Origin of the sequence: uncultured Microbulbifer sp. (assembly GCF_947504145.1) — a bacterium.
GTDB lineage: Bacteria > Pseudomonadota > Gammaproteobacteria > Pseudomonadales > Cellvibrionaceae > Microbulbifer.
Genome location: NZ_CANNGQ010000002.1, coordinates 257,741 through 282,081 on the forward strand (window position 1 = coordinate 257,741; position 24,341 = coordinate 282,081).

22 protein-coding genes and 1 tRNA gene are annotated in these 24,341 nt (G+C 56.7%); 13 read left to right on the plus strand and 10 right to left on the minus strand.

All coding sequences use genetic code 11. The annotated features are described in order from the left end of the window. The first annotated feature begins 1 nt into the window (after position 1). The 4 genes from Q1A74_RS07735 to Q1A74_RS07750 all read left to right on the plus strand — a co-directional run bounded on the left by Q1A74_RS07735 (position 2) and on the right by Q1A74_RS07750 (position 4,220). Positions 2–2,275, plus strand: a complete 2,274-nt coding sequence (locus Q1A74_RS07735; protein WP_299594348.1) for a phage tail protein — start codon at positions 2–4, stop codon at positions 2,273–2,275. A gap of 199 nt (positions 2,276–2,474) precedes the next feature. After that, positions 2,475–2,768 (plus strand): hypothetical protein, encoded by a 294-nt coding sequence (locus tag Q1A74_RS07740; RefSeq protein ID WP_299594349.1) that lies wholly within the window; start codon positions 2,475–2,477, stop codon positions 2,766–2,768. Positions 2,769–2,771: 3 nt separating this feature from the next. Then, positions 2,772–3,479: a hypothetical protein gene (locus tag Q1A74_RS07745; RefSeq protein ID WP_299594351.1), complete on the plus strand. Its 708-nt coding sequence runs from the start codon at positions 2,772–2,774 to the stop codon at positions 3,477–3,479. A 6-nt stretch (positions 3,480–3,485) separates the two neighbouring features. Next, complete coding sequence (locus tag Q1A74_RS07750) at positions 3,486–4,220, plus strand: hypothetical protein (protein WP_299594353.1); 735 nt, start codon at positions 3,486–3,488, stop codon at positions 4,218–4,220. Here Q1A74_RS07750 and Q1A74_RS07755 read toward each other — a convergent pair. From Q1A74_RS07755 to Q1A74_RS07785, 7 genes are all read right to left on the minus strand, one after another. After that, positions 4,217–4,690 carry a hypothetical protein gene (locus tag Q1A74_RS07755; protein WP_299594355.1) on the minus strand — a complete coding sequence of 158 codons (474 nt, stop codon included), beginning with the start codon at positions 4,688–4,690 and terminating at the stop codon, positions 4,217–4,219. The genes Q1A74_RS07750 and Q1A74_RS07755 overlap by 4 nt on opposite strands. Before the next feature lie 351 nt (positions 4,691–5,041). After that, positions 5,042–5,117, minus strand: a tRNA-Phe gene (locus Q1A74_RS07760). A 110-nt stretch (positions 5,118–5,227) separates the two neighbouring features. After that, a complete protein-coding gene (locus Q1A74_RS07765) occupies positions 5,228–5,509 on the minus strand; it encodes an oxidative damage protection protein (RefSeq protein WP_299594357.1) in 282 nt (93 codons plus the stop codon). Between the two features lie 8 nt (positions 5,510–5,517). Next, a complete protein-coding gene (gene mutY, locus Q1A74_RS07770) occupies positions 5,518–6,639 on the minus strand; it encodes an A/G-specific adenine glycosylase (protein WP_299594359.1) in 1,122 nt (373 codons plus the stop codon). Between the two features lie 69 nt (positions 6,640–6,708). Further along, positions 6,709–8,823, minus strand: a complete 2,115-nt coding sequence (locus Q1A74_RS07775; protein WP_299594361.1) for an AsmA family protein — start codon at positions 8,821–8,823, stop codon at positions 6,709–6,711. Positions 8,824–9,174: 351 nt separating this feature from the next. After that, a complete protein-coding gene (locus Q1A74_RS07780; protein ID WP_299594363.1) occupies positions 9,175–11,415 on the minus strand; it encodes a TonB-dependent receptor in 2,241 nt (746 codons plus the stop codon). 115 nt (positions 11,416–11,530) lie between these two features. Further along, positions 11,531–11,821, minus strand: a complete 291-nt coding sequence (locus Q1A74_RS07785; RefSeq protein ID WP_299594365.1) for a hypothetical protein — start codon at positions 11,819–11,821, stop codon at positions 11,531–11,533. A gap of 153 nt (positions 11,822–11,974) precedes the next feature. On the opposite strand from Q1A74_RS07785, the gene hisB reads away from it, so the two are divergent. The 9 genes from hisB to Q1A74_RS07830 all read left to right on the plus strand — a co-directional run bounded on the left by hisB (position 11,975) and on the right by Q1A74_RS07830 (position 20,626). Continuing rightward, positions 11,975–12,562, plus strand: coding sequence for an imidazoleglycerol-phosphate dehydratase HisB (hisB, locus tag Q1A74_RS07790; protein WP_299594368.1), 588 nt, complete (start codon positions 11,975–11,977; stop codon positions 12,560–12,562). A 10-nt stretch (positions 12,563–12,572) separates the two neighbouring features. Beyond that, a complete protein-coding gene (gene hisH / locus Q1A74_RS07795) occupies positions 12,573–13,235 on the plus strand; it encodes an imidazole glycerol phosphate synthase subunit HisH (protein ID WP_299594370.1) in 663 nt (220 codons plus the stop codon). Between the two features lie 102 nt (positions 13,236–13,337). Further along, positions 13,338–14,081, plus strand: a complete 744-nt coding sequence (gene hisA, locus Q1A74_RS07800; RefSeq protein ID WP_299594372.1) for a 1-(5-phosphoribosyl)-5-[(5-phosphoribosylamino)methylideneamino]imidazole-4-carboxamide isomerase — start codon at positions 13,338–13,340, stop codon at positions 14,079–14,081. A 26-nt stretch (positions 14,082–14,107) separates the two neighbouring features. Continuing rightward, positions 14,108–14,869: an imidazole glycerol phosphate synthase subunit HisF gene (gene hisF / locus Q1A74_RS07805; protein ID WP_299594374.1), complete on the plus strand. Its 762-nt coding sequence runs from the start codon at positions 14,108–14,110 to the stop codon at positions 14,867–14,869. A gap of 219 nt (positions 14,870–15,088) precedes the next feature. Further along, positions 15,089–15,424, plus strand: a complete 336-nt coding sequence (locus Q1A74_RS07810) for a c-type cytochrome (protein WP_299594376.1) — start codon at positions 15,089–15,091, stop codon at positions 15,422–15,424. A gap of 27 nt (positions 15,425–15,451) precedes the next feature. After that, positions 15,452–16,870: a cytochrome-c oxidase, cbb3-type subunit I gene (ccoN, locus tag Q1A74_RS07815; protein WP_299594378.1), complete on the plus strand. Its 1,419-nt coding sequence runs from the start codon at positions 15,452–15,454 to the stop codon at positions 16,868–16,870. Beyond that, positions 16,860–17,450: a cytochrome-c oxidase, cbb3-type subunit II gene (ccoO, locus tag Q1A74_RS07820; RefSeq protein WP_299594380.1), complete on the plus strand. Its 591-nt coding sequence runs from the start codon at positions 16,860–16,862 to the stop codon at positions 17,448–17,450. The genes ccoN and ccoO overlap by 11 nt, the downstream gene beginning before the upstream one ends. Before the next feature lie 5 nt (positions 17,451–17,455). After that, complete coding sequence (locus Q1A74_RS07825) at positions 17,456–19,591, plus strand: c-type cytochrome (protein WP_299594382.1); 2,136 nt, start codon at positions 17,456–17,458, stop codon at positions 19,589–19,591. 69 nt (positions 19,592–19,660) lie between these two features. Continuing rightward, positions 19,661–20,626: an AraC family transcriptional regulator gene (locus Q1A74_RS07830; RefSeq protein WP_299594384.1), complete on the plus strand. Its 966-nt coding sequence runs from the start codon at positions 19,661–19,663 to the stop codon at positions 20,624–20,626. Positions 20,627–21,203: 577 nt separating this feature from the next. Here the strand turns inward: Q1A74_RS07830 and Q1A74_RS07835 are convergent. The 3 genes from Q1A74_RS07835 to Q1A74_RS07845 form a co-directional block, all read right to left on the minus strand. Beyond that, positions 21,204–21,449: a DUF6316 family protein gene (locus tag Q1A74_RS07835; RefSeq protein ID WP_299594386.1), complete on the minus strand. Its 246-nt coding sequence runs from the start codon at positions 21,447–21,449 to the stop codon at positions 21,204–21,206. A 127-nt stretch (positions 21,450–21,576) separates the two neighbouring features. After that, on the minus strand, positions 21,577–22,974 hold the full coding sequence (locus Q1A74_RS07840; protein ID WP_299594389.1) for a S41 family peptidase: 1,398 nt from the start codon (positions 22,972–22,974) through the stop codon (positions 21,577–21,579). 181 nt (positions 22,975–23,155) lie between these two features. Beyond that, entirely contained in the window at positions 23,156–24,304 is a 1,149-nt protein-coding gene (locus Q1A74_RS07845) for a peptidoglycan DD-metalloendopeptidase family protein (protein ID WP_299594391.1), read from the minus strand. Positions 24,305–24,341: the final 37 nt, after the last annotated feature.

Sequence of the window (24,341 nt, forward strand, 5' to 3'; positions counted from 1 at the left end):
CATGAGCACTGGAATTTTAACCAACGCAGGCCGTGACCTGTTTGCCCAGAAAGCGGGCGCGGGTGAAGTGCTAACCATTGACCGCTTCCTGTTGGCCAACATCGCCGGGTTAGACCCGAATTCCCCAGCCGATCCAGATGAAGCGCTGCCGGATATTGCTGATCGTGTAGCCGAGCTTTCCGTCACCAAGTCTGGCTACGTGAACTCGGACAAGGTTGTCTATAGCCTATATCTGGGGACCGGCGAGGGTGACTACACCTTTAATTGGGTTGGCATTCTCGCAGATGACGATACGCTGATTGCGGTTCGATATATTGAGCCAGTTACAAAATACGCCACCGATGGAGTTGATGTAGGGAATAGTATTACCAGGAATTTTCTGGTGACTTATACCGATGCGCAGTCGATAACCAATATCACTGTTGATGCAAGTACTTGGCAGCTGTCTTTTGATCAGGCAACAGAGCTTCAATTCGGTATGGCGAAAATCGCCACGGATTCACAGTCATTTGATGCTGATGACGATCAAACAATTCTCACGCCAAAGAAGGTGGCAAATAACCGTTGGCTGCCGAAGACATACCCTGATATCGCTAGCATGCTGTCCGACAGCTCACTGCGTGAAGGTCAGCCCGTCAGGTGGTTGGGTTATATGTCGCCGGGAAATGGTGGCGGGGGTGAAGGGGTTGTTGGCTCTGGCTTCGGTTCACCTGATGGCGGATCTATTTTTTATTTGGGAAACGGTCTTCAGGTTCGTGCGTTATTCCAAGACGGTATTGCGCGCGCCAGTCAATTTGGGATTACAGGTGTTGGCGACGAGACCAGTAAGCATCAAGCCCTATTTGACCAGGCTGGCGTTCGGAAAATTGTCATTGATAAAAGCTTCACGTCCAGTGGCGCGACATGTAGTGCGAATGCACAAATAGAGTTTGTTAACGGATGTGAAATTATCCATGACACATCAGCTGGAACTCCAGCTATTGATGTACAAGCACCTTCCTTGAGCTTTCTGAAATCCAGAATTAAGAACCCTCGCATATCCGCAAGCGGGCCTATCGGAAACAGCGCCATAAAATTTGCGGAAGACGATGCAGGATTCAGCAAGGCATACCAGTTTGAAATAGAAGGGGTTTTGATAAAGAGGTTGTCAGGTACCGACGGGGGTTATTCTTCATATATTCATATTGGCGACTGCGTGCGAGGCAGCATCACGGGGGAGATCAGGGGTGGATTCGACCCGGACTCTGACCCCGTGCCGCAATCCGATACGCGCGGTATTTATTTAAATGCCGTAACAGGATGTATCGCAGTAGATATAAATAACCTGCAGGTAGTAGGTTGCAAATACGGTATCTATCTCGGCGAGAAGGTAGAGAATTTTTGGGTTGCAACAACTGAGCTTGTTGGCGTATGGAAAGGTATCTATGGCCGCCCTGCGGATGATCGCCCAGGTGGTGCTATGGGGCCAGCGCTTCATATCAATAGTGTTGAGCGCGGTATTGAGCTTGGCAATCGACGAGATTTCAATATAGAAGGCGTTCAGCTTTATAGCGATTCATCCTATTTTGGCGTGTCAGAATGGGCTGGTATTGAGCTTGACACGACGAGACGAAACTCTATTTCCGGGGTGACCATTCGTTGCATCAGTTTAGGGACATTGAAAAACGGCATTAAAATGAAAAATGCTTTCACCACCACAATTTCGACTGTAAGTTTTGGCCAGGGTGGAACTCTTGATAGAGGCCTATATATTGACAGTTGCAACGCAATATCAGCAGATGGGATGGTGTTTGCCTCGGGCTTGGATACGTGGGTTGAAATTAATGATTCACAGAACATAGAGATCGGAGAGCATTCGACAGAAGAGTCATCCATAACTTCGCATAAGTATCTGATTACAGGCACAACCTCCCGCGACCGGGTCTCTATTCAGAGGGTTACAAAAGACAGATACCGTGAAGATGTTATTTCAGCGGGGGGATCAACGCGGGTTTACAACTATGAAGGCGAAATTGCTCTAAAGGTTTCTGCTACCGCAGGTAGCGGTGCATATACATACAATATTGAGCTAGACAGAGAAAATGTCCTTACCGGGACATTGGCAATAATTCATGTCGCTATCGCCACCTCATCAGTTAATCCGACGATTAAGATTTTTGACGACACTACCGAGCGAGTGAGTATATCTGCGGCCGGAGTGTTCGCTGACTATGTGGCTGAGTTGATTTTTAACGGTGCTGGGTGGGTAAAGCGTTCCGTAGTTAAATCTTTATAGGTGCAACATGTTACTAAGTGGAGCATCAATTCCTAGTACAGAGATGTCTGTCGTGATAACGACTGAATTTGATAGTGAATCCCTTGGGGGCGAAACCAGTAGTACAAGTAGTGCTCATAAGGGGATTAAGCCGAAGTCAATAAATGTATCTTTTGTTGTAAAGTACTCTGAGAATTCTGAATTAACAGAATTTTATCGTATGGCTGAATCAACCGATGATAACGGAGATTTGGTCGTTTATGACATCACAGATCGGTCAGCGAATGCAGCTAACGTCCGCCAGGTAATATTCAACGGGCGCATCGAGCAGCGCGAGGTTATCGGCATGAAGGCATGGCGGGTGAGTTTTACTCTGCTGGAGTACCTGAGTGTCGCCGAGAAGACGGAGCAGCGGCAGACTGATTCCGAAGTTGAAACCTCCCCTCTGCAGTACTCGCAAAGCCTAACCGGCTTTGAAAAGGTGGTGCAGGGTGTGGAAACAGCCATGGCGTAATCAGTGAAGCTGCATAAAAAAATCACCGCCGCTGGAAAGCGATTTGAGATAGTGGAAAGTAATCTGCGGCTCGGCTTGTTTACGCCGGGCCGAGCACTTTTCACATTGCAGGCAACGGAAGCCATTAAGGGTCTGGTGGTGTTCAGTTGCGGCTATAAAGCCGATGCGTTGAATCCTTGGTTCGTGGGTTTTGTTGAGGCCTGCACGACTGTCGATAAAAAGCAGCAGAGAATCTTCTGCCGGGAGCTGGGCGCTGCGTTGTTCTACCGGTTGCCTCTGGCGTTGCGCGATGTGGATCTGCAGCAGACTCTGGATGAGGTTTCCGAACTGACAGGCCTTGAGTTCTCCATACCCGGTGGAAACCCTTCATATACGACTACTAAGGCAGCGGCCTTTTACAATACCGGCAATGGATACCACGCAATGGATTCAATCGCAGGTGTATTCGGTATATCCAAACCGCTTTGGCAGCAGCAGGTAGATGGGAAGATTTTTGTCGGTAGCTGGGATGACTCCCCTTGGTCGAGCAAGCGGGTGGATATCGACCGCAGTTGGGAACGTCAGCTGACCAGTCACAACGGCGCGACTTTGCCGGCATTGCCGGCGCTGCGCCCGGGTGCTCTATACAACGGTAATGTGCTGACGGATGTGGAGCTCACGGGAACGCAGATGAATATCAGCTGGTCATCGAATCCATGGGCGGAGAGGTAGTTCGCAATGTTGGAAAAAGTCATCAAGCGAATAGTGAAGCGGCTGTATCCGGAGCTGACTGGAGGGCTGCACTTGCCGCAGTGGGGCCAAGTGATCCACGAGCCTGTAGCGATTGATAGGGCTGCCGAGAGTACCGATAAAGATCCTGGGTACTGTGTGGATGTGCAGTTGCTCGATGCCGCCGGTAATCCTGACGAGAAAATGCCGCTAATGGAAAAGGTGCCGTTGCCGCTACATGGTGCTGGAGGCGAGCGCGGCTTTCTTGCATTCCCACAACCTGGTGCGCTGGTAGAGCTCGGCTTTGTGATGGGGATGCCACATCGTCCTTTTATCCGCTCTGTATTCGCCCGCGGGGCAAAATTGCCTGTGCTGGGTGCGCAGGATGCGCTGATCGCCAAGGATGCGGCGAACTTATACCGCATCGACAGCGACAACAATATCAGCGAGCAGTGCCAGGCGGTGGCCGAGCGCTTCGCGGATCTGAAACAGCGGGTGGTGGTGAAAGATGGCGGCACTGTGTGGCTGGGTAACGAGTCCAGCAATGTGCTGCGTATCCTCGACGATCTGATCAAAGTCACCAGCGCCATCGCTGATACGGCATCGAGTCACACCCACGAATACACCGACAACGGATCGCCACTAAAAACAAAAGAGCCAGATCAGACTGGGGATTTCTCAGGACATAAGGGCGACGCCGACTCGCTGGATTCAGAGCTGGCGCCGATAGTGGATGGGGGTTAACTTTTTTCGGTAAGGTAGTCGCCCAGCCTCAGCTTGTCGGCATTGAGATCAAAATAGGATTCATCGACAGGGCTTACCAGATGTAACCGCATGCTTGAATCGTCGTTTGAGAATTTCAGCTTTGCCCACGTTTCATGTTTGTTGGATCGGACATAGACACCACCGTCCCAGTGGCACGTTACATCGAACGCGCCTCCAGCGCGCTGTCGGGACTCCATACTTACACCCGCGCGGAAATGTCCCTCCTGCAGGTTGATCATGCAGAAGTTTTCCTGAGTTTCGCCGGCATATATCGTCACTTGCCCCTGATCCTTAGTCAGCTTGATGACTTTGATTTCTCCCCCTGGGCTTAAGTCTTCTAGCGGTGTTACCTCCAGCCTGCCGCCTACACTTTGCTTCTCTGCTTCCCCGCAGCCAGCTAACAGGCCGGCGAACAGTCCAATTACCAGAAAACCTTTAAAAATCCGCATTTCTGAAACTCCTTTCAAAACTCTCGGTTATTTTTTGAACGCTCACGCGGGAGATTTTTCACTCCTCCCCACGCCTGCCGATTTTAGGCGCCTTTTTGGTCAATGAAATGGCCAGTTACGTGCAGCCCACAGGCTGTGCGGGGGCTTCAGGGATTCGGGCTTTCACTCTTTGAAGGGATCGGAAAGCCAGAGAAAAGCCAGTTCACCACCGAGGCCGGTAACAGGCCGATATCGGCGGGCGAAAACTGCGTTGACACTCCGTTGACACTTTGGGCGTTTTTGACGCCAGCCGTGAATTTTCAGCAGGCATTAAAAAACCCGCGAAAGCGAGTGCTGACGCGGGTTTGTAGATGGTGCCCAGAGGCGGAATCGAACCACCGACACGGGGATTTTCAATCCCCTGCTCTACCGACTGAGCTATCTGGGCGTGGCTGTTTCGGGGTTGTCCCCGGCAGCGAGGCGCGTATTAAACCTGCTCTCTCAAGGGGAGTCAACCCCTTGATTGATAAATAGTTTTTACGGTTTGTGAGCGGTTGCTTACTTGTCGCCATCTTTCTCGGGAACGAAGCCTTCGGCGTCATCATAGTCTTCGCCGCTGAAGAATTTACTCATCTGCTCCGCTAAATAGGCGCGGGAAGAAGGCTCCATCATGTTGAGGTGCTTTTCGTTGATCAGCATGGTTTGGTGGGCCATCCATTCCTGCCAGGCTTTGGCAGAGACGTTTTCGAAGATGTCCTGTCCTTTTGGCCCTGGAAATGGCGGGTTGGGGAGGCCTTCCAGTTCTTCCTGGTATTTGCGGCAGAAGACGGTGCGGGACATGGTTTCTCCTAACAGGGTGCCAATAGTGGAGCCCGGTGCGCCACCAGCTGTTTGACCAGCTTGGCGATGGGCGCGGGCAGTCCCAGATCCTGGCCGGATCGGGGGCGGTCAAGCTGGCGCAGTTTATACCAGCCGCTGGCTCCTTCCGCCACCCGTGTGGGTTTCGCAGGCAGAGTTATCCACACCGGGTGGATGTCCAGGTGGAAGTGGCTGAAGGTGTGGCGCATGAGGGGCAGGGATTGGATTTCACTGGCGTGAAGATCTTGCGCTGCCAACCACTCCTGGGCGCTGTCCTCGCCTCCGTCGTCACCTTCCAGCTGTGGCGGAATCCACAGCCCGCCCCAGATACCGCTGGCGGGGCGTTGTTCAAGATACAGCTCGCCGTCGTGTTCGATCAGCAACAGGGTGGTTTGACGCTCGGGTTTTTCTTTCTTCGGTTTTTTGCCGGGATAGTCGGTGGGGTTGCCCTGGGCGCGAGCGATGCAGTGGTTTTCAAATGGGCAGCGTTCGCAGGCCGGTTTGCTTCGGGTGCACAGGGTGGCGCCCAGGTCCATCATCGCCTGGGTGTGGTCACCGGTGCGCTCTGCTGGCGTGTAGCGCTCGGCGATCTCCCACATCTCTTTTGCCACCGCAGTCTGCCCGGGCCAGCCTGCCACCGCGTGAATGCGGGCCAGCACCCGTTTTACGTTGCCGTCCAGAATCGCCGCTTTTAGGCCCATGCTGATACTGGCGATAGCGCCGGCGGTGGAGCGACCGATACCGGGCAGTGCGGACAGCGCCTCGACATCCCTGGGGAATTTCCCGCTGTGCTCATCGACCACGGTCTGCGCGCACTTGTGCAGATTGCGCGCACGAGCGTAGTACCCGAGACCGCTCCAGTGGGCGAGAACCCGGTCCTGGCTGGCGGCAGCGAGTGCCTCAACGGTGGGAAAAGATTCCATAAACCGCTGATAGTAAGGAATAACAGCCGTGACTTGGGTCTGCTGCAGCATGATTTCCGATACCCATACCCGGTAGGGGTTGATGTCCTGCTGCCAGGGCAGGTCGTGGCGGCCGTGCTGGTCGAACCACTTGATCAGAGTCTGCTGGAACCGGGCTGGGGTCTTGGGTTTGATGGTGGTTTTGGCCATGAATAAACAAAAATGGGCACCGCGAAGGGTGCCCATGCTACCGGGATAAACGGGGGAGAGGTAGGGCGATTAGTCGCCGCGATTGAAGATGCCTTTGAACTTGTCTTTCAGCTTGTCTTTCAGGTCCTCGGTCTTTTCTTCTACCTTGTCGCCGTATTTCTTCTCCGCCTGGTATTTCAGTTCGTCGCGAATCAGGTCGTCGATGCGGCGGCTGTCGGGTTTGCAGGTGGTAGCTCCGGCTTCATCAAACCTGGCGTTGCAGCGCAGAGGCAGCGGGCGGTTGCGCCAGCGCGAGTTCTGTACGGAGCAGCCGTCGCCGGAGGTTTTCTCGCCGACCAGTGCGAGTCCCAGGGCGAAGTCGAATTCCTGCTGTTCGAGATTGACCGTGCCATCGCCGGTCAGTGCGATATTTTCGATACCGGCGTTGATGCCTTCCACCTTGGCCACGTCGCCATCCAGATTGATACTGGTGCGCAGATCCTGCAAGCGGGTCTGTGCCGGCCATTCTTTTTCTGGCATTGCGGTTTTCTCCGCGTAGCTCACCAGTTGGCACATGCCTTTTTCAAGGTTGAACGGCGCCAGTGCCAGTTCTTTGGAGTTTAGTTGTACCGCGGCGCGCAGGTTCTTCTGCAGTGCCAGGGTGTCGGCGCCGCTGGTCTGGCCGACCCAGGTGAGGTCGGTTTTGCCGGACAGGGTGACTTTCTTTTTATCGGCGGCTTCCGGTTCGTCGCTGGCAAACAGGGCTTCCTGCACTTTGGAGATTTCCACTCCGGTAAGGCCGCCGCTGAGTTCGCCGCGCGCCGAATTGCCGCGGGCGTTGAACACACCGGTACTGTTCAGGGTGCCGCCGTAGAGGCCGGCGGCCAGTTTGTTCAGTTGGTAGAGGCCGTTATTGACGTCAATCGCCAGCTCGGGTTTGTCGATCTGGAAATCCAGCGCGTGCAATTTTTCCAGGGTCAGGTCCAATTTGGCATTGAAGCCGCGCATCGACTCCAGTGGCAGTTCCACCGGTTGCGCGGCGGCCACATCTGCGCTCAGTTCATCTTCTTGTGGGCCAGCGGCCGGAGGTGGCAGGTAGTCGTCCACGTTCAGGTCGCCGCCTTTCAGGCTGAGGGCAACGCTGGGCACTGCTTTGGCGTTACTTGCCGCCTGGAAGCTAGCGCCGCCGGTGAATTTGTTGCCATCCAGTGTGAGTTCCAGCGGCTCCAGGGTCATCTGTTTGTCGGTGCCGCTGATGTCGGATTCGATGCGCAGTGTTTTCAGTGCGCTGCTGCTCTGGGGTTTGTAGTCGCTGCCCACGGCGGCGAGCCAGCCGGAAATCGGCGCTACATCCACGTTCAGGTTGAGCTGAATCTGCCAGGGGGCGTCGGCTTTGGCGCGGCGCACGTTGCCGCGCAGGTTGATCTCGGCCTCCGCACCGTCGGCGCTGGTGAGCTTGATATTGGCCGGCTGCAAGCGCAGGCCATTCAGGCCTTCGTCGATAGACAGGGTGCTGTGGATATCCAGGTCGAGCGGCGCAGGGAAGTCACTGCTGGCCAGCTCTGCCTGTACGCGCACATCGCCGGGTTTGCCGCCGGGCACCAGGTTGTCGGCGTTGATCTGCAGCTGGTTGATGCTGTACTCGGTACCGGCCTGGTGGTCGGTGTACTTCAGTACGCCGTCTTCCAGACGCAGCTTTTCCAGCGCAATTTCCAGACCGCCACTGGATGCTGTTTCTTCTTTTGGCACTTCCAGTGTGGGCGGCGTTTCCCGCTGGGTTTTTGCATCCTGCTCGGCCTTCGCCTCCATGGCGTCGGTAATCAGTTCCCAGTTGCCCTTGCCGTTTTTGTCCACGCTGAGGGCGACCTGTGGCCCCAGCAGTACAACTTCTTTGGCTTCAATACGCTTGTTTAGCAGCGGCATGAGTGCGACGCCGACGGCAACCTTGTCGGCTTCCAGCAGGGATTCGTTGGGCAGTGCCAATGGCGCGAGTTTTACCCCTTCGAGCTTGAGAGCAATGTTCGGCCAGATCTGCCAGCCAATATCGCCGTCGAGGGTGAGGGAAATACCCTGATCCGCAGCCAGCTGCACGATTCTGGGCTTGTATTGATTGGCATCGAGACCGGAGAGGAACCAGGCGATGATGCCGGCAAAAAGTACGAAGAGAACAACGAGGGTAATAAGACCACGTTTGATCCAGGCCATACAGACGTTTCCTTAGCTGATACTGGCAAAGATGGGGGCCCAGGCACTTTGCGCCGGGGATCTCAGTTGCAGACTATTGAAGCAGGTGACGGTCAGAAATGAAACCTCACCGGCGTACGGCTTCCGGCGAGGTTACGCAACGTGAGAATACTCAGTGTTCTATATCGTGCCCTGCGCGCACTCAGGCTGTGGCCGACACAGTACAGGACAATTGGAGAGCACTCGGTACGAAATAAAATTTTTTGTCGCTGCGTGAAAAGGCGGCGCCCCATATCTGGGGCGCCGGCGGGGAATGGATCCGGAGAATGAAGCGGCGAGGGCCGCCGCCTCATCATCGGTATGCGATATTGGTTAGAAGTGGAATCGAATGCCCGCTTCCACACTGCGCCCGGCTTCAGGGGCAAAGTCGCGCAGCAAGGAGGTGGAGTTGCGGATTTCCTCATCCAGCAGATTGCGGGCGCTGGCGAAGACGACGGCATCGGTGCCGCCCAGGTTCAGGTTGTAGCGAGCGCTCAGGTCCATGCGTGTGTAGCCTTCGGTTTCTTCCTCGAAGGAGCCGGCGCGCTCCTGTGCGGCGGCCTTGGTGGTGCGCAGTTCCCAGTTCCACTGGCTGTAGTCGCCGCCAAATGCGAGGCCGACGCGCAGCGGTGGCATGCGCGGCACCGAGCGGCGGTAATCCGTTACTTCCTCGTGCTCATGATCGTGGTCGGCCTCGTGTTCCTCTTCGTGCTCGTCATGCTCATCGTGATGCAGTGCGAGGTCGCCGGTAAAACTGGCGCGCACGCTGTCACCGAACAATTCCACATAGTGGCCGCCGGTGAAGGGGAAACGCGCAGAGACTTCGGCACCGTAGAACACCGCGTCGCGATTGGTATATCCGTAAATGGCAAACTCGCTGTCCTCATCGAATTCACCGGTGTTGGCGGCGTAGATGTAGTCGGCAATGTGGTTGTAGAAGACGTTGGCTTCAATGCGAGCCGCGTGCCAGCCGCTGGCGTCCTGGTTGTGGTGGTGATAACCCAGCTCCAGGTTGATGGAATTTTCTTTTTCCAGGTCTTCGTCGCCTAGCAGGTAGCGGGATTCCGCCAAGTGAGCGCCGTCGGCGAACAACTCTTCGGACACCGGTGCGCGCTCGGCGCTGGTGAGGCTGGCATTGAGGTGCTGGTGCTCGGCGAGGAAGTACTGCAGGGCGCCAGACAGGCCCACCAGGTTGAAGTCTTTGTCACTGCCGTATTGCGGGTCGATGGCGACATTTTCCAGGCGTGCACCCAGGTCCAGGTGCCAGTCGCCCCATTCGCGCTCCTTCATGGTGAAGGCGCCGATGCTGTCGGTGACCGATGGGCGAACGAAGGCTTCGTCACCGATGGCAGCGAAATCCTTGCGGGAGACCTGCAGGCCGTAGGCACCGCGCCACTCACCGCCGGCGTCGTGGGTCAGCTCCACGCGGCTTTCCCAGGCTTTATTGGTAAAGCGGGTGCCTTCGTCGTAGTGGTCGCCGTGGGATTCCAGCTCTACGTGTTCGTAGTCGTTGTGGCCCAGGCGGAAGCTGAGTTTGTCCCAGTATTCGCTGTTGAAGCGGTGTTCGCCCTTCATGTCGTAGCGGGTCTGCGCCAGGGCGATGCGTACGCGGTCTTCGCCGTGCTCCTCATGCTCTTCTTCGTGCTCTTCCTCGAGGGCGTGATCCTCGTCCTCGTGGTGCTCGTCTTCCTCGTGCTCATCGTCGTGGTGATGCTCGTGGGTGCCGAGAGGGATGCCGTAGTTGTTCTCCAGGCGGTTCACCGAGAAGCCGACAAAACCGGAGTCGGTGACCCAGGACAGACCGGCGCTGGCGCTCTTGGCGCGGGCGTTGGTATTGCCCACGAAGCCGTCGGTGTTGAACTCCTCGTCTTCGTGATGCTCCTCTTCCTCATGCTCTTCATGATCGTGCTCTTCATGGTCGCCGTGTTCGAGGATGGCGAGGCCGGGGATCTGGGTATCGTCATTTTCGCGGTACATACCGTCCAGGTACCAGGCCAGGTTGCCGGCACCGCCGGAAAGGCGAAAAACACCGGCGTCCTGACTGTTGGCGGTGTCGTGGCGCATTTCTACCGCGCCTTCCAGTTCCTCGGGCACTTCAGTGGGGATGCGGCCGTCCAGCACGTTCACTACACCGCCGATGGCGCCGGAGCCGTAGCGCAAGGCGGCGGGGCCGCGCAGCACTTCGATGCTGTTGGCCAGCAGGGGCTCCACGCTAATGGCGTGATCCGAGCTGGTGTTGGAGGCGTCAGCCACGTCCAGGTTGTCGTTCAGTACCTTCACCCGGTTGGCGCCCTGGCCGCGGATCACCGGCAGGCCCACGCCGCCGCCGAAGGAGGCGTTGGCTACGCCCAGCTGGCTGTTGAGGGTCTGCCCCAGGGTGGCAGAGGCGGCTTCGCGCAGCGCATCTCCGCTCAGCACGGACACCGGTGCCGCTACCGCGTCGGCGGGTTTGGCGAGCGGAGAGACGGTGACATTCACCTCTTCGATGGATTCTTTCTTGTCGGCGGTTTGTGCGGAAACAGCAGAAGACAGCGCGCAGGCAACGGCCAGCGCCAGAGTGTTAACTCGGTACATTGTGGTTATTCCTGTCAATTACAGGCAGCGGCCCCCCAAAAGGCCGGCGCCCGAAAACATTAGCGTTATATAAGCCGCTAGCCCGGCTGTTGTGAGCCTGGGGTGGCGAGAACGATTAGCTGAGTGACAGGTAGGCGGGCGGGCCGCGAGCGGACTGGCGCTCCGGTTGGCAGTCGAGGGCCACCGGGGCCTGCTGTTGGATATACAGCGGTGCCAAGTCATCGGATACGAAGGTGAATTCACTGCCCGCGGGCGCGGGTGTGTGGTTGTGGGACAGGTCGCACAGCTCGTGGGCCTTGTCGTCGATGTGAATATGCTCCGCCAGCACCGGCTGCGCGAGCATCAGCGCGAACAGCAGTACAAAGCTGACCCAGACAGGGGTCTTGTGGCGGGAAGACAGATTCATGGGGCGTATGATATTTGATCTCCGCAATGAATCAAGTTTCATCTGAGACTATCGGCCAAATTCCGCTCCTTTTGGGCGTATAATTCGCGCCTTCTGTCGCAAGGGCTGGCAATCCACAGCTGGCCCCACCTCGCAACCAAGGATGTAGACCTCATGCGCACCGCCAGCGTCAACCGCGATACCCTGGAGACCAAGATCCAGGTCAGCCTCAACCTCGACGGCAAAGGCACCGGAAAATTCAATACCGGCGTCCCCTTCCTCGAGCACATGATGGACCAGATCGCCCGTCACGGCATGATTGACCTGGACATCACCTGCGACGGCGACGTGCATATTGACGACCACCACACCGTGGAAGACATCGGCATCACCATCGGCAAGGCCATCAACCAGGCCATTGGCGACAAAAAAGGCATGACCCGCTACGGTCACAGTTACGTACCCCTGGATGAGGCCCTGTCCCGGGTGGTCATCGACTTCTCTGGCCGCCCCGGTCTCACCATGAACGTGCCTTTTACCCAGAAGCGCATCGGCAATTTCGATACCGAACTGTTCTACGAATTCTTCCAGGGCTTCGTCAACCACGCCCTGGTGACCCTGCACATCGACTGCATCCGCGGCTTCAACGCCCACCATCAGATCGAGACGGTGTTCAAGGCCTTCGGCCGCGCGCTACGCATGGCGTTGACGCCGGACCCCCGTATGGAGGGCGCCATGCCTTCCACCAAAGGTGTGCTGTAAGGAGTCGGTGATGCAGAAGATCGTCGTTCTCGACTACGGCATGGGTAACCTCCACTCCGTCGCCAGTGCCCTCAAGAAAGTGTCGCCGGAAGACGAAGTGGTACTCGCCACTACGCCGGAGCAGGCTCAGGGTGCCGATCGGTTGATCGTGCCCGGTGTCGGCGCCATCCGCGACTGTATGGAAGGCTTCATTCGCCCCGGCTTTGTGCCGCTGCTGAACCAGTGCATCGAATCCGGCATGCCGGTACTCGGCATCTGCGTGGGGATGCAGATCATGATGGCGAACAGCGAAGAGAACGGCGGCGTCGACTGCCTGGGTATCTTCCCGCAGCCGGTCAAATTCTTCGGCACGGATTTGCATGATGAAGGAGCGGCTGGCGCCCGCGGCGCAAGGTTGAAGGTCCCGCATATGGGCTGGAACCGCGTGCAGCAGAAGATCGACCACCCGATGTGGGAAGGTGTCGAAAGCGGCAGCCGCTTCTATTTTGTGCACAGCTACTATGTGCCCGCGGAAAACAACGATGCGGTGGCCGGTGAGACCGACTACGGCGTACCGTTTGCCGCCGCGGTGACCCACAACAATATCTTCGCTACCCAGTTTCACCCGGAAAAAAGTGCGGATGCGGGTATGCGGTTACTGAAGAATTTTGTCGGCTGGAACGGTGCTGCCTAAGAAAGTCAGCTGACGAACTAAATAAAAAGATATGAAGGCAGGGTGCCCTGCTGCCACCGGGCCTGAAGATAACCGGGACCCCGAAACAGGAAGTTAACCAAAATGATCGTAATCCCAGCCATTGATCTGAAAGACGGCGAGTGCGTGCGCCTGCGCCAGGGTGAAATGGAAGACGCTACCGTCTTTTCTGACGACCCGGTAGCCACCGCCGAACACTGGCTCAGCCAGGGCGCCAAGCGCCTGCACATTGTCGACCTGAACGGCGCCTTCGCCGGCAACCCGGTCAACGGCGACGCCGTCAATGCCATCGCTCGCCAATTCCCGCAATTCCCCATCCAGATCGGCGGCGGCATCCGCGACCTGAAAACCATCGAATGGTATCTGGACGCCGGTGTCAGCTGGACCATCATCGGCACCGCCGCGGTAAAGAACCCCAAACTGGTCCGCGAGGCCTGTAAAGAATTCGAAGGCCACATCATTGTCGGCCTGGATGCCAAAGACGGACTTGTCGCCACCGAAGGCTGGGCCGAAGTCTCCGATGTGCAGGCCACCGAGCTCGCCAAAGAATTCCAGGACTGCGGCGTCAGCGCCATCGTCTACACCGACATCGCCCGCGACGGCATGATGCAGGGCGTGAACCTCGAATCCACCATGGACCTCGCCCGCGCCGTACAGATCCCCATCATCGCCTCCGGCGGTGTCAGCTGCATCGAAGATATCGAAAAGCTGCTCGCCGCCGGCGACGACAAAACCGAAATCTTCGGTGCCATCACCGGTCGCGCCATCTATGAAGACAAGCTCGACCTGCGCGCCGCGCAGGAACTGTGCGACAACTGGACCAAGTAATTAAAACAGGTAAGCGGAACGAATCAATGGGCCTCGCAAAACGCATTATCCCCTGTCTCGACGTCGACGCCGGCCGCGTGGTCAAGGGCGTCAACTTTGTCGATATCCGCGATGCCGGTGACCCGGTGGAAATCGCCCGTCGCTACAACGAGGCGGGTGCTGACGAAGTCACCTTCCTCGATATCACCGCTACCCACGAAGGCCGCGATACTACATTGCACACCGTGGAAAAGATGGCCTCACAGGTGTTCATTCCACTCACAGTCGGTGGTGGTGTGCGCGAATTACAGGACATCCGCAACCTGCTGAATGCAGGCGCTGATAAAACCGCGATCAACTCCGCGGCGGTGTTCAACCCGGACTTCGTGCGCGAAGCTGCCGACCGCTTCGGCAGCCAGTGCATCGTTGTTGCCATCGATGCCAAGCAGGTGGCGGAAGGCAAGTGGGAAATCTTCACCCACGGCGGCCGCAAGCCCACCGGCATCGACGCGGTGGAATGGGCGAAGAAAATGGACAGCTTTGGCGCCGGCGAAATCCTGCTCACCAGCATGGATCGCGACGGCACCAAAAATGGTTTTGACCTGGCCCTGACCCGCGCCATTTCCGATGCGGTCTCGGTACCAGTGATTGCCTCCGGTGGTGTGGGTAACCTGCAACACCTGGCCGATGGTGTGCTGGACGGCGGCGCAGATGCGGTACTGGCGGCCAGCATCTTCCACTTTGGTGAATACACCGTGGGTGAGGCCAAACAGTTTATGCACAACGCCGGCATCGAAATGCGTCTGTAGGCGATTCGGATCCGGTCACTTCAAACGGGGCGCTAACCGCGGGGTTAGCGCCCCGCTTCATTTCCGCTACCCGCATATTTCTTCTCGTTATTCGCGATTTTTGTAAAACGATCTGCCACGAATATTCGACTACGCTGTTACGGGGTGCTATTTGCCGCGCACCTGGTATGTGCGGCTCAGATGCCAATCGCAAAAGTCCTGAAAGCGAGTAATCCAAACATGCCAAAGCGTATTGCGACGCTGCTGCTGTGCCTGCTGCCGGCCTTTGCCTGGGCGGACGATCAGTTCGAGCTGGGAAAAAAGAAAGCCGCCGTGTGTATGACCTGTCACGGAGAAGCGGGGGTTTCCAGTATTGGTATTTACCCGAATCTGCAGGGGCAAAAACTGGAATATATGGTCGCCACCCTCAAGGCCTATAAACGCCGTCAGCGGCAGGGCGGGCTGGCCCTGGTGATGTACGAGCAGGCGGACAAGCTCACCGAACAGGATATGCAGGACGTCAGCTACTTTTTCTCCCAAGTCTCCGGGAAGGCGGCAAGCCGCGCCAGCGAATAACGGATCCCGCGACACAGGAACACACGCATGGAAGCGGACTACAACATCCGGGTGGTGAAGTACTTTATCGTCACCGCGCTGGCATGGGCGCTGGTGGGAATGCTGGTGGGGTTGATGCTGGCGGCACAGCTGTACTGGCCAGCACTGAATTTTGATTCGGAATATTTCCAGTTTGGCCGCCTGCGCCCGCTGCATACCTCCGGGGTGATCTTCGGGTTTACCGTGAATATCCTGATGGGCACATCGCTGTATATCGTACAGCGCACCGGCCGCACGCCACTGTTCAACAATACCCTGGCGTGGATGGTGTACTGGGGCTGGCAGCTGGTTCTGATGCTGGCGGTCATCACCCTGCCCCTGGGCTTTACCACCTCAAAAGAATACGCGGAGCTGGAATGGCCCATCGATATTCTGATAGCAGTGGTGTGGGTGATGTATGCGGTGTTGTTTTTCGGCACTGTGGGCAAGCGCACCGTCAAACATATCTTTGTATCCAACTGGTTTTTCGGCGCCTTCATTATCGTGATTGCGATGATTTTTATCGTCAATAATCTCGAATATCCGGTGAGCCTGTGGAAATCCTACTCGATCTATTCGGGCACCCAGGATGCCATCGTGCAGTGGTGGTGGGGGCACAATGCGGTGGGCTTTTTGCTGACCGCGGGGATTATCGGGATGAATTACTACTTCATCTCCAAGGCGACGGAACGCCCTATTTATTCTTATCGGCTGTCGGTGGTGAACTTCTGGGGGCTAGTGGGCTTTTACACCTGGGCGGGCACCCACCATCTGATTTATTCCTCGGTGGACGACTGGGTGCAGAATCTCGGCATTATCATGTCGCTGTTACTGTGGCTCCCTTCTTGGGCGGGGGCCTTCAACAATCTGATGACCCTGCTCTCCAACAAGGAAAAGCTGAAACACGATTTCGTGATGCTGTTCTTCCTGTCTGCGGTGATCTATTACGCCCTGGCAACACTAGAGGGCCCGCTGCTCAGTATCCGCTGGTTCAATATGGTGGCGCACAATACCGAATGGATTGTTGGCCATGTGCATTCCGCAGCTCTGGGTTGGGTGGCCATGTCCGGGTTTGCGGTGTTCTATTACTTTATACCGCGCCTGTGGGGCTATACGGAAATGTGGTCGCGCCGGTTGATGAAGTGGCACTTCTGGTTTTCCCATATCGGCATCACACTTTATGCGGTGGCGCTGTGGATCGGCGGTATTGGACAGGGTTATATGTGGTTGAAGCAGAACGCCGACGGTTCACTGGCCTACAGCTTTGTGGAGTCCATGAACTTTGTAGGCCCCTGGTTCCTGATGCGGTTTATCGGCGGAGCCTTTTTTGTCGCCGGGGTTCTGATCATGCTATACAACTTCTACCGCACGCTGACCCAGAGCTGGGACGCCCGCGAGCCGGCGCGGGAGGTGGCCTATGCTGACTAAAGAATTTACCCAGTCGGTCTGGATACTCATCCTGTCGGTTATTGCCGTGGCGAGCTTGTCTTTACTCGCGTGGGTGCTGCCGAACCTGTTTACCAAGAGCGAACTGGTAAAAAACTCCACTGCAAAACCGTTTACCGCGTTGCAGCTGGCGGGGCGGGATATCTATATCAGTGAAGGCTGTGCCAACTGCCACTCGCAAATGGTGCGCCCACTGGCTGCGGAAGTCGCCCGCTACGGTCGCTTCACAACGGCCGAAGACGATATCTACGAGTATCCCAACCTGTGGGGCTCCAAGCGCACGGGTCCGGATCTGGCGAATCTCGGTCGCAAGTATTCCTATCAATGGCACGAGGCGCACCTGCGCGACCCGCGCGCGGTAGTGCCAACCTCGATCATGCCCGCCTACCCCTGGTTGTTTGAAAAGCGCCTCAGCGGTGAACGCATTGGGCGGAAAATGGAAGTGCTGCGCAGCCTTGGAGTGCCCTACACCGACGCCGAAATCGATCGCGCGCGCCTTGAAGTGCGCAACAAAACCTACGCGCAGGCCTTGATCGCCTACCTGCAGAGTCTGGGTGAGTAGCCGCCATGTTGACGACTTTCTGGAGCAGCTGGGTAATTCTTGTCGTTCTCGCCTTTTTCGCGGTAATGATTTACGTGGTGGGCAGCTATTGGCGAATCAACAAGGATGCGGACAAGGATCGTGAGCTTTACACCTTTGATGGTGTGGGCGAGAACGATGCAAAAATTCCGCGGATTTTATTGCTTGCCTATGCCATTGGCTTTGTTGCAGTAGCGATATTCTTCCTGCTGTACCCGGGGATGGGCAACTGGGGTGGGCTAATGGGCTGGAAATCCCAGGATGAACTCCAGTTCTTCGCCGATGGCAGCCTGACCGAGGCGATCCAAAGTGCGGGTGCAGGTGAGAGCACTGGTAGCGGTGCCGCAAATCTCGAGCAGCTGGCGCAGAGCGATGAAGTAATCGGCTACGGCGCCACCCTGTTTAAAACCCATTGCGCGGCCTGTCACGGCGATGATGCCCAGGGGCAGAAACACTTCCCGAATCTGACCGACGACGAATCCCTCTATGGCGGCAGCGACCAGTCCATTCTTCACGCCATTGAACACGGGCGTCACGGGGTGATGGTCGGCTGGCGAGATGTACTGACCGACCAGCAGATTGAAAATGTCTCGGCTTATGTGGCGAGCCTGCAGCCGGAACGGCAACTCTCGGTTTCGCCGGTGTCGCTGATAAGCGGGGAAGAACTGTTTTCCTACAACTGCAGTGTTTGTCACGGGGACGATGCCAAGGGCAATCAGCAGGTTGGCGCCTCCGACCTGACTGACGCGGTCTGGGTACACGGCGGTAGCCTGGAAGATATTGAGAACACTGTGCGCAATGGCCTGGATTCCCCCATGCCGGCGTTTGGCGACCAGCTGAATCGCGAACAGATTCTCGCGCTGGCCGCCTTCATCAAACGCAAGCAACTGCAAAGCAGTAAACATCTCGCCACACTGAACGGGGCAACCATCAAGCGCGGTGAGTATCTCGCCTACGCCGGTGACTGCGTCGCCTGCCATACCGCAGAAAACGGCGAGCTGTTTGGTGGCGGACTGCCGTTCCCGACACCGTTTGGCAATGTGTATTCCACCAATATTTCGCCGCACAGAGATAAAGGGATCGGCCGTTACACCTACGACGAATTTGCCCGCGCGGTGCGCGACGGCAAGGGCAAGCACGGCAATCTGTACCCGGCCATGCCCTATACGTCTTATCAATATGTGACCGACGAAGACACTCAGGCACTGTGGCAATTTCTCCAGTCGCTGCCGCCGGTGAACCGGGAAAATACACCGGATACCATGATGTTTCCGAGTAATATCCGCATGGGACTCGGTGCCTGGAACCTGGCCTTTTTTGATCGCGATCCGCTGAGCTATCCCGGTGACAAGTCGGAAAAATGGAAGCGCGGAAAATATCTTACCCTGGGGCTTGGTCACTGCGCCGAGTGCCACACCCCGCGCAATCTTGCCCAGGCCATGAAAAGTGACGCACCTATGCAGGGCAATGTCATCGACTACTGGAATGCGCCGGATATTACCGCCAATGAACTGTATGAAAACGGCTGGACGGAAAAAGATATTGTGGATTTCCTGAAAACCGGTGACTCCGCCAAGGGCACCGCGTTTGCGGGAATGGCCGACGTGGTGAAAAACAGCACCCGACATATGTCCCGTGAAGACCTGTCGGCGATGGCGACCTATTTGCTGGAAGGCGATGTAGGCAATGTGCGCGACCCGGCGCGCAAGCGGCTTGCACCCTCCGGATTTACCGCTGCGGACAAGCAGCGCGAGGAATACAGACTGTTTGCGGAAACCTGCGGCGCCTGCCACGGCCAGGATGGCGAGGGCCGAAAGGATATTGCTCCGGCCCTGCTCGGCAACGGCATCATTGCCCACTCGGAACCCTACAACACCATCGCGGTTGTATTGCGTGGTCTGTCTCCGGATTATCTAGAACCAAATCGTGACTATATGCCGATGACCAGTTTCAATGATATCGCTGGCGATGGGCAGATCGCCGCGGTGATTACCTTTATCCGGGAGAAGCTTGGCGGAAGAGATACACCAGTGACACGTGAAATGGTCCGTGATCTGCGTAGAACCCTGGAGAAGAACCGGGTCACAGGTGGCTTCCATGAGCAGGAGCTTCCGCCTCAATAACCGGCGAGGCTTTAATAAAAATAAAAAACAGTGCTATAAATGTAGGTTCCGCAGCGAGTCTGTCTCTATATGAACTATTTACGATTCAATTCGCGAGATTACCCTGAGGCCAATCGGCGCACCGCGCTGGCCGAAACCTATGCGCCGCTGTGCGGGTTGGACGTTGATGTCAGCTCGGGTCGGCTGGATGTCGATGTCACGGTACGCGGGCTCTCGCAAATTGTCGTGAGTGACTCCCTTCTGATCAATCACAAGGCATCCCGAACCCGGTCTCATATCGCCGACGGGGATGACTCCATGATGCTGGTCATCCCGCGACAGGGGATGATGGAAATTTCTTCCGGCACCAGGCAAGAGAGGATGTGCGCCCCAGGGCAGTTGTACCTTCTGCCGCTTGAGGACCCATTCGTCAGCCAGAATCAGGGAAAGCATTTCGTTACCAGTATTGGCTTGCCACAGAGCTTTCTGCAAAGCCGGTTGTCGGCACCAGACAGAGTTATCGGAAAAACATTCCAGGCTGCCGACAGCAATGCTTACCGCTTACTTTTGGGGTATCTGGAGAATCTTTACCATACCGGTGAGATTTTGGCGGGCCCTGTCGCGACCTTGGCAGAGCTCCAGATAATGGATCTCGCTGCGCTGGTTCTCGGGTTTGATGAAGAGAGTGAGGTCATAGCGGGAAACCGGGGTGTCAGGCAAGTCAGGTATCAGGCGATGCGTAATTATATCAAGTTGCGAATGTTTGATGCGGAACTGAGCGCGGATGTGGTAGCCCGGCATTTCAATATTTCTCCGCAGTACCTTCGCAAAATTTTTAGCGAATTCAATCTCACCTTCACCGACTATCTCAACGCAATTCGTCTTGACTGGGTCTACAAGAACCTGGCAAGCCCGGCCAACTCCAGAAACTACATCTCCACGCTGGCTTACCGTGCGGGGTTCAGCAACCTCGCCTGGTTCAATCGCGCATTCAAGCGGCGTTTTGGTATCTCTCCTTCCGAAGTGCGGGAAAGCACGGTCATTGAAAATACCTGAGTCCTGTGCCGTATACGGCCGCAATTCCCTATCGCCAAAGTCGCATATAGAACGCGAATCATGCGCAAATAGTATTGGCGCGAAAATTCATATGCTTGTGTAATGAACACTCGCCTTGGAAATCAGGGGCGCACGGGATTTTAGGAATAACGAAACGCCAAAGGATTGGTGTGGGCAGCGGGTTACAGTGGTTGACCACGCTGGATCAAGTGTGCCCTCTGATTTCCAGGGCGTTTGTGGTTAATGATGCCACTCTAGTGAAATTTCGATTTTTTCGGCGCATCCAATACAAGCTGAAGGAGCGGATAGCATCAGGGTATCCGCTTAAACTGGACTTAACTATAGGAGCAGCTTGAAATGCTCCTTTGCATTGACGGTAGCACTACCTACCCCGGCACTTCAACGGAAGTGAAGTGAGCGGTTCGACAAACGGATTTGTCGAGTCCGGGTTTATAAATTTATAAAGCCACTTTTGGCGGTGGTTTTATGACTTTAGGTAGTGTTGCTTCCTGGCTGGCAGTGCCTCTATTTTTATAGCGCCGGGCTCCCTCCCCGGCGTTTTCTTTTCCCCTTCTATTCAGAATTTATGCGCATTGCGCCAGCGCCGTGCGCGCAGGCTACCGAATGGCCGCACGTTGCCGGAATATCTTTTGAGGGGGTTGAGGAAGTTTTCTACTGCCTTTTCCGCTTCTTCGCGGCAGGCGAAAGGGCCGAAGGTCTTGCCACCACGCACGGTGAAATACCAGTCGTCATCAAGCTTGTAAAAGCGGTCTGCGCGAGGGGGTAAGGGTTTTCCATTTTCGCCACGGCGATACTGCTGCATGACTACCTCGCTACCACTTCAGTTACCACATTCAACGGGTTGTCCGCTGCCGTTTCAGCAGCGGATAACCGCACCCAATTAAAAGCCTAGCCAATAATCGGGTGCTACTTCCTGCAATCGGTGGAAGTTACAGATCTTCGGCGCGAATCTGCGCGACCTGGTCCTTCGCTTTGGACGTACTGCTTCCTTCGTTTTTGGTGGGGGTGCGACGGACATACAGGTTCAGGCCCTTGAGCACATTCAGTGCTTCAAATACCTGGTTGTCCCGGCTGAACCAATCGTCCTGGTCTGCCTTGGCCCGCTTGCGGTCTTCGGAGCCACTTTCTTCGCCACCGTTACCATTGCCCAGGTGCCCGGCCAGGTCCGCTTCTGTAGTGCGCCCGCGGCCGTCCATACGGGTTACCTTCACCCGTTCAACGGTGATATCTGGCTTGATACCTTGAGCCTGGATGGAGCGCCCCTTGGGGGTAAAGTAGAGCGCGGTGGTGAGCTTGATTGCGCGGTCTTCGTTGATTGGAATGACCGTCTGTACAGAGCCTTTCCCGAAACTGTCGGTGCCCATTACCACCGCGCGGCGATGGTCCTGCAGGGCGCCGGCCACAATTTCTGCCGCGGAGGCGGAGCCGTCGTTGATCAGTACCACCAGTGGCGCGCCGTCGGTAATATCGCCGGAGCTGGCGGCATAACGCAGATTGGAGGAGTCATTGCGGCCCTCGGTGTAGACCACCAGGCCCTCTTCGAGAAATGCGTCCACCACTTCCACGGAAGACTGCAGCACGCCGCCGGGGTTGTTGCGCAGATCAACTACCAGGCCTTTGATCTCGCCTTCTTTTTTCAGCTTTTTCATCGCGCGTACCAGATCGCCACCGGTATCCATCTGGAACTGGCTGATGCGCAGGTAGCCGTAGCCCTCTTCGAGCATTTCACCGCGCACGCTGTACACGCGGACTTTGTCGCGCTTGACGGTGACGTCGAAAGGTTCCTTGTGGCCCTTGCGACCGATAGTCAGAGTGACCGAAGAGCCCACCGGACCGCGCATTTTCTCTACCGCATCATCGAGGCTCACGCCGCGCATGGATTTGCCGGACAGGCGCAGGATCACATCGCCGGCGCGCAATCCGGCGCGCTCGGCGGGCGTATCGTCCATGGGCGTGATGATGGTGATGTAGTCGTCCTCGATGCCGACTTCAATGCCAAGGCCGGCAAACTCCCCCGTGGTATTGGCCTGCAAGTCATCAAACGAGCGGCTGTCCAGGTAGGCGGAGTGCGGATCCAGTCCCTGCAGCATGCCCTTGATGGCGTATTCCAGCAGGGTGCTGTCGTCTACTTCATTGACGTAGCCCTGACGAATCTGCTCGAACACTTTGGCGAAGCTTCGCAGGTCTTCCAGTGGCAGGCGGGATTGGGCTTCCAGCGCGGCGCGCTCGGTACTACTGTCCTGCTCGCCCTGGCTGAGACCCATGAGTGGCAGTGCGGTGAGAGCTGCCGCACCGATCAGGCGGGCCAGCATTTTGGGGGTGAACATAATCTGCACGTCCTTGGCATTTATCGTTACTTTCCAAGAAGAATTGTAGACCCGGGACTCCCGTGGGGTTTGAAGTTGGCGGGGAAGTTAACTGGCGTGCGCGGGCGGGGAATGAAAGTGCAAGGGGAAGTGTGTTAGGGCAGCGGCGAGCCTGCCCCAGGCGTTCAGGTCAGTGTGCGATCTAGCCTCGGCACCACACGGTAGGATCCTGCGGTTTGCCGTGGCGGCGGATTTCGAAATAAAGCCCCGGCTGGCTGATGCCGCCGGTGTTGCCCACTTTGGCAATGGTGTCGCCGCGCTCCACCCATTCTCCGATGGCGCGGTTGAGCGATTGATTGTGGCCGTACAGGCTCATGTAGCCGTCGCCGTGGTCGAGGATGATCAACATGCCCTGACCACGCAGATAATCTGCGAACACTACGCGCCCGCGATGGATGGCCTGAACCGGCGAGCCTTCGTTGGCGCGCAGTGTTACCCCGGTCCAGGTAATGCCGTTGGCGCGGCGCTGACCGAACGCGTTGGCGCGGCGGCCGCTGGTGGGCCACTGCATGCGCCCGCGTTGTTTGGCGAAGGGGGTATCGTCGCTGGGGTTGATCAGGCTGGCGATGGCGCGGCCCACTTCGTCCACCAGGCGCTGCAGGCGGCTGCGGTCACTGTGCAACTGGTCCAGTTCACCGCTTTTGCTGGCGAGCTGCCTGGCGAGTTTGTCCAGAGTGCGCTGGCGGCTCTGCTGGGCGCTGACCAGGTCGCGGCGCTTTTCTTCAAGTTGGTTGCGCTCGCTGGCGAGGGTGTCCTGTTCGCGCTGGATGCCAGTGCTGACGGTGGAGAGTTGATCGAGGGTGGTGACGTAATCGCCGATGACGCGGCTGCGTTGCTGGAGGAAGTAGTCGTGGTAGCGGAGTTGGCGGGCGATATGCTGGGGGTCTTGCTGGTTGAGGAGCAGCTTGATCTGCTCCTGTCGACCGAGTCGGTAAGCGGCGGCGACTTCCTGCTCGACCCGCCGCTGCATACTTCGCCGGGACTCTTCCAGCTGTTTTTCTTCCCGTTTCAATTCCTGCAGTTTTTCACCGCGGCTCTGCATGTCGGATTTGATCTTGTCGATCCGCTGCAGTAGTTCCGAGATGTCCTTTTCGTTGGATTCCAGGTCTTTGAGCAACTGGTCGCGATCACTCTTGACCTGATTCAGCTCCTGCTGCAGGGATTCAATACGCTGTTTGATCTCCGCCAGACGCGCCTGCTGCTCTTCATCGGCGGCCGCCTGCGCAAAGCAGGCGGGCACCAGAAGCAGCGAGGACAGCAGCGCCGCAATGATCATTGCAGAAATTTTCATGGAGACTGTATTACCTCGCCATTCGCTATGAGTATCA

Coding starts and splice junctions, on each gene's coding strand:
- Q1A74_RS07750 (WP_299594353.1), top strand. CDS start 3,486: ATGTTGGAAAAAGTCATCAAGCGAATAGTGAAGCGGCTGTATCCGGAG.
- Q1A74_RS07840 (WP_299594389.1), bottom strand. CDS start 22,974: ATGTTCACCCCCAAAATGCTGGCCCGCCTGATCGGTGCGGCAGCTCTC.
- Q1A74_RS07765 (WP_299594357.1), bottom strand. CDS start 5,509: ATGTCCCGCACCGTCTTCTGCCGCAAATACCAGGAAGAACTGGAAGGC.
- Q1A74_RS07780 (WP_299594363.1), bottom strand. CDS start 11,415: ATGTACCGAGTTAACACTCTGGCGCTGGCCGTTGCCTGCGCGCTGTCT.
- Q1A74_RS07740 (WP_299594349.1), top strand. CDS start 2,475: ATGGCTGAATCAACCGATGATAACGGAGATTTGGTCGTTTATGACATC.
- Q1A74_RS07835 (WP_299594386.1), bottom strand. CDS start 21,449: ATGCAGCAGTATCGCCGTGGCGAAAATGGAAAACCCTTACCCCCTCGC.
- Q1A74_RS07755 (WP_299594355.1), bottom strand. CDS start 4,690: ATGCGGATTTTTAAAGGTTTTCTGGTAATTGGACTGTTCGCCGGCCTG.
- ccoN (WP_299594378.1), top strand. CDS start 15,452: ATGGAAGCGGACTACAACATCCGGGTGGTGAAGTACTTTATCGTCACC.
- Q1A74_RS07775 (WP_299594361.1), bottom strand. CDS start 8,823: ATGGCCTGGATCAAACGTGGTCTTATTACCCTCGTTGTTCTCTTCGTA.
- Q1A74_RS07845 (WP_299594391.1), bottom strand. CDS start 24,304: ATGAAAATTTCTGCAATGATCATTGCGGCGCTGCTGTCCTCGCTGCTT.
- hisA (WP_299594372.1), top strand. CDS start 13,338: ATGATCGTAATCCCAGCCATTGATCTGAAAGACGGCGAGTGCGTGCGC.
- hisF (WP_299594374.1), top strand. CDS start 14,108: ATGGGCCTCGCAAAACGCATTATCCCCTGTCTCGACGTCGACGCCGGC.
- Q1A74_RS07830 (WP_299594384.1), top strand. CDS start 19,661: ATGAACTATTTACGATTCAATTCGCGAGATTACCCTGAGGCCAATCGG.
- ccoO (WP_299594380.1), top strand. CDS start 16,860: ATGCTGACTAAAGAATTTACCCAGTCGGTCTGGATACTCATCCTGTCG.
- Q1A74_RS07785 (WP_299594365.1), bottom strand. CDS start 11,821: ATGAATCTGTCTTCCCGCCACAAGACCCCTGTCTGGGTCAGCTTTGTA.
- Q1A74_RS07810 (WP_299594376.1), top strand. CDS start 15,089: ATGCCAAAGCGTATTGCGACGCTGCTGCTGTGCCTGCTGCCGGCCTTT.
- mutY (WP_299594359.1), bottom strand. CDS start 6,639: ATGGCCAAAACCACCATCAAACCCAAGACCCCAGCCCGGTTCCAGCAG.
- Q1A74_RS07825 (WP_299594382.1), top strand. CDS start 17,456: ATGTTGACGACTTTCTGGAGCAGCTGGGTAATTCTTGTCGTTCTCGCC.
- Q1A74_RS07735 (WP_299594348.1), top strand. CDS start 2: ATGAGCACTGGAATTTTAACCAACGCAGGCCGTGACCTGTTTGCCCAG.
- hisH (WP_299594370.1), top strand. CDS start 12,573: ATGCAGAAGATCGTCGTTCTCGACTACGGCATGGGTAACCTCCACTCC.
- hisB (WP_299594368.1), top strand. CDS start 11,975: ATGCGCACCGCCAGCGTCAACCGCGATACCCTGGAGACCAAGATCCAG.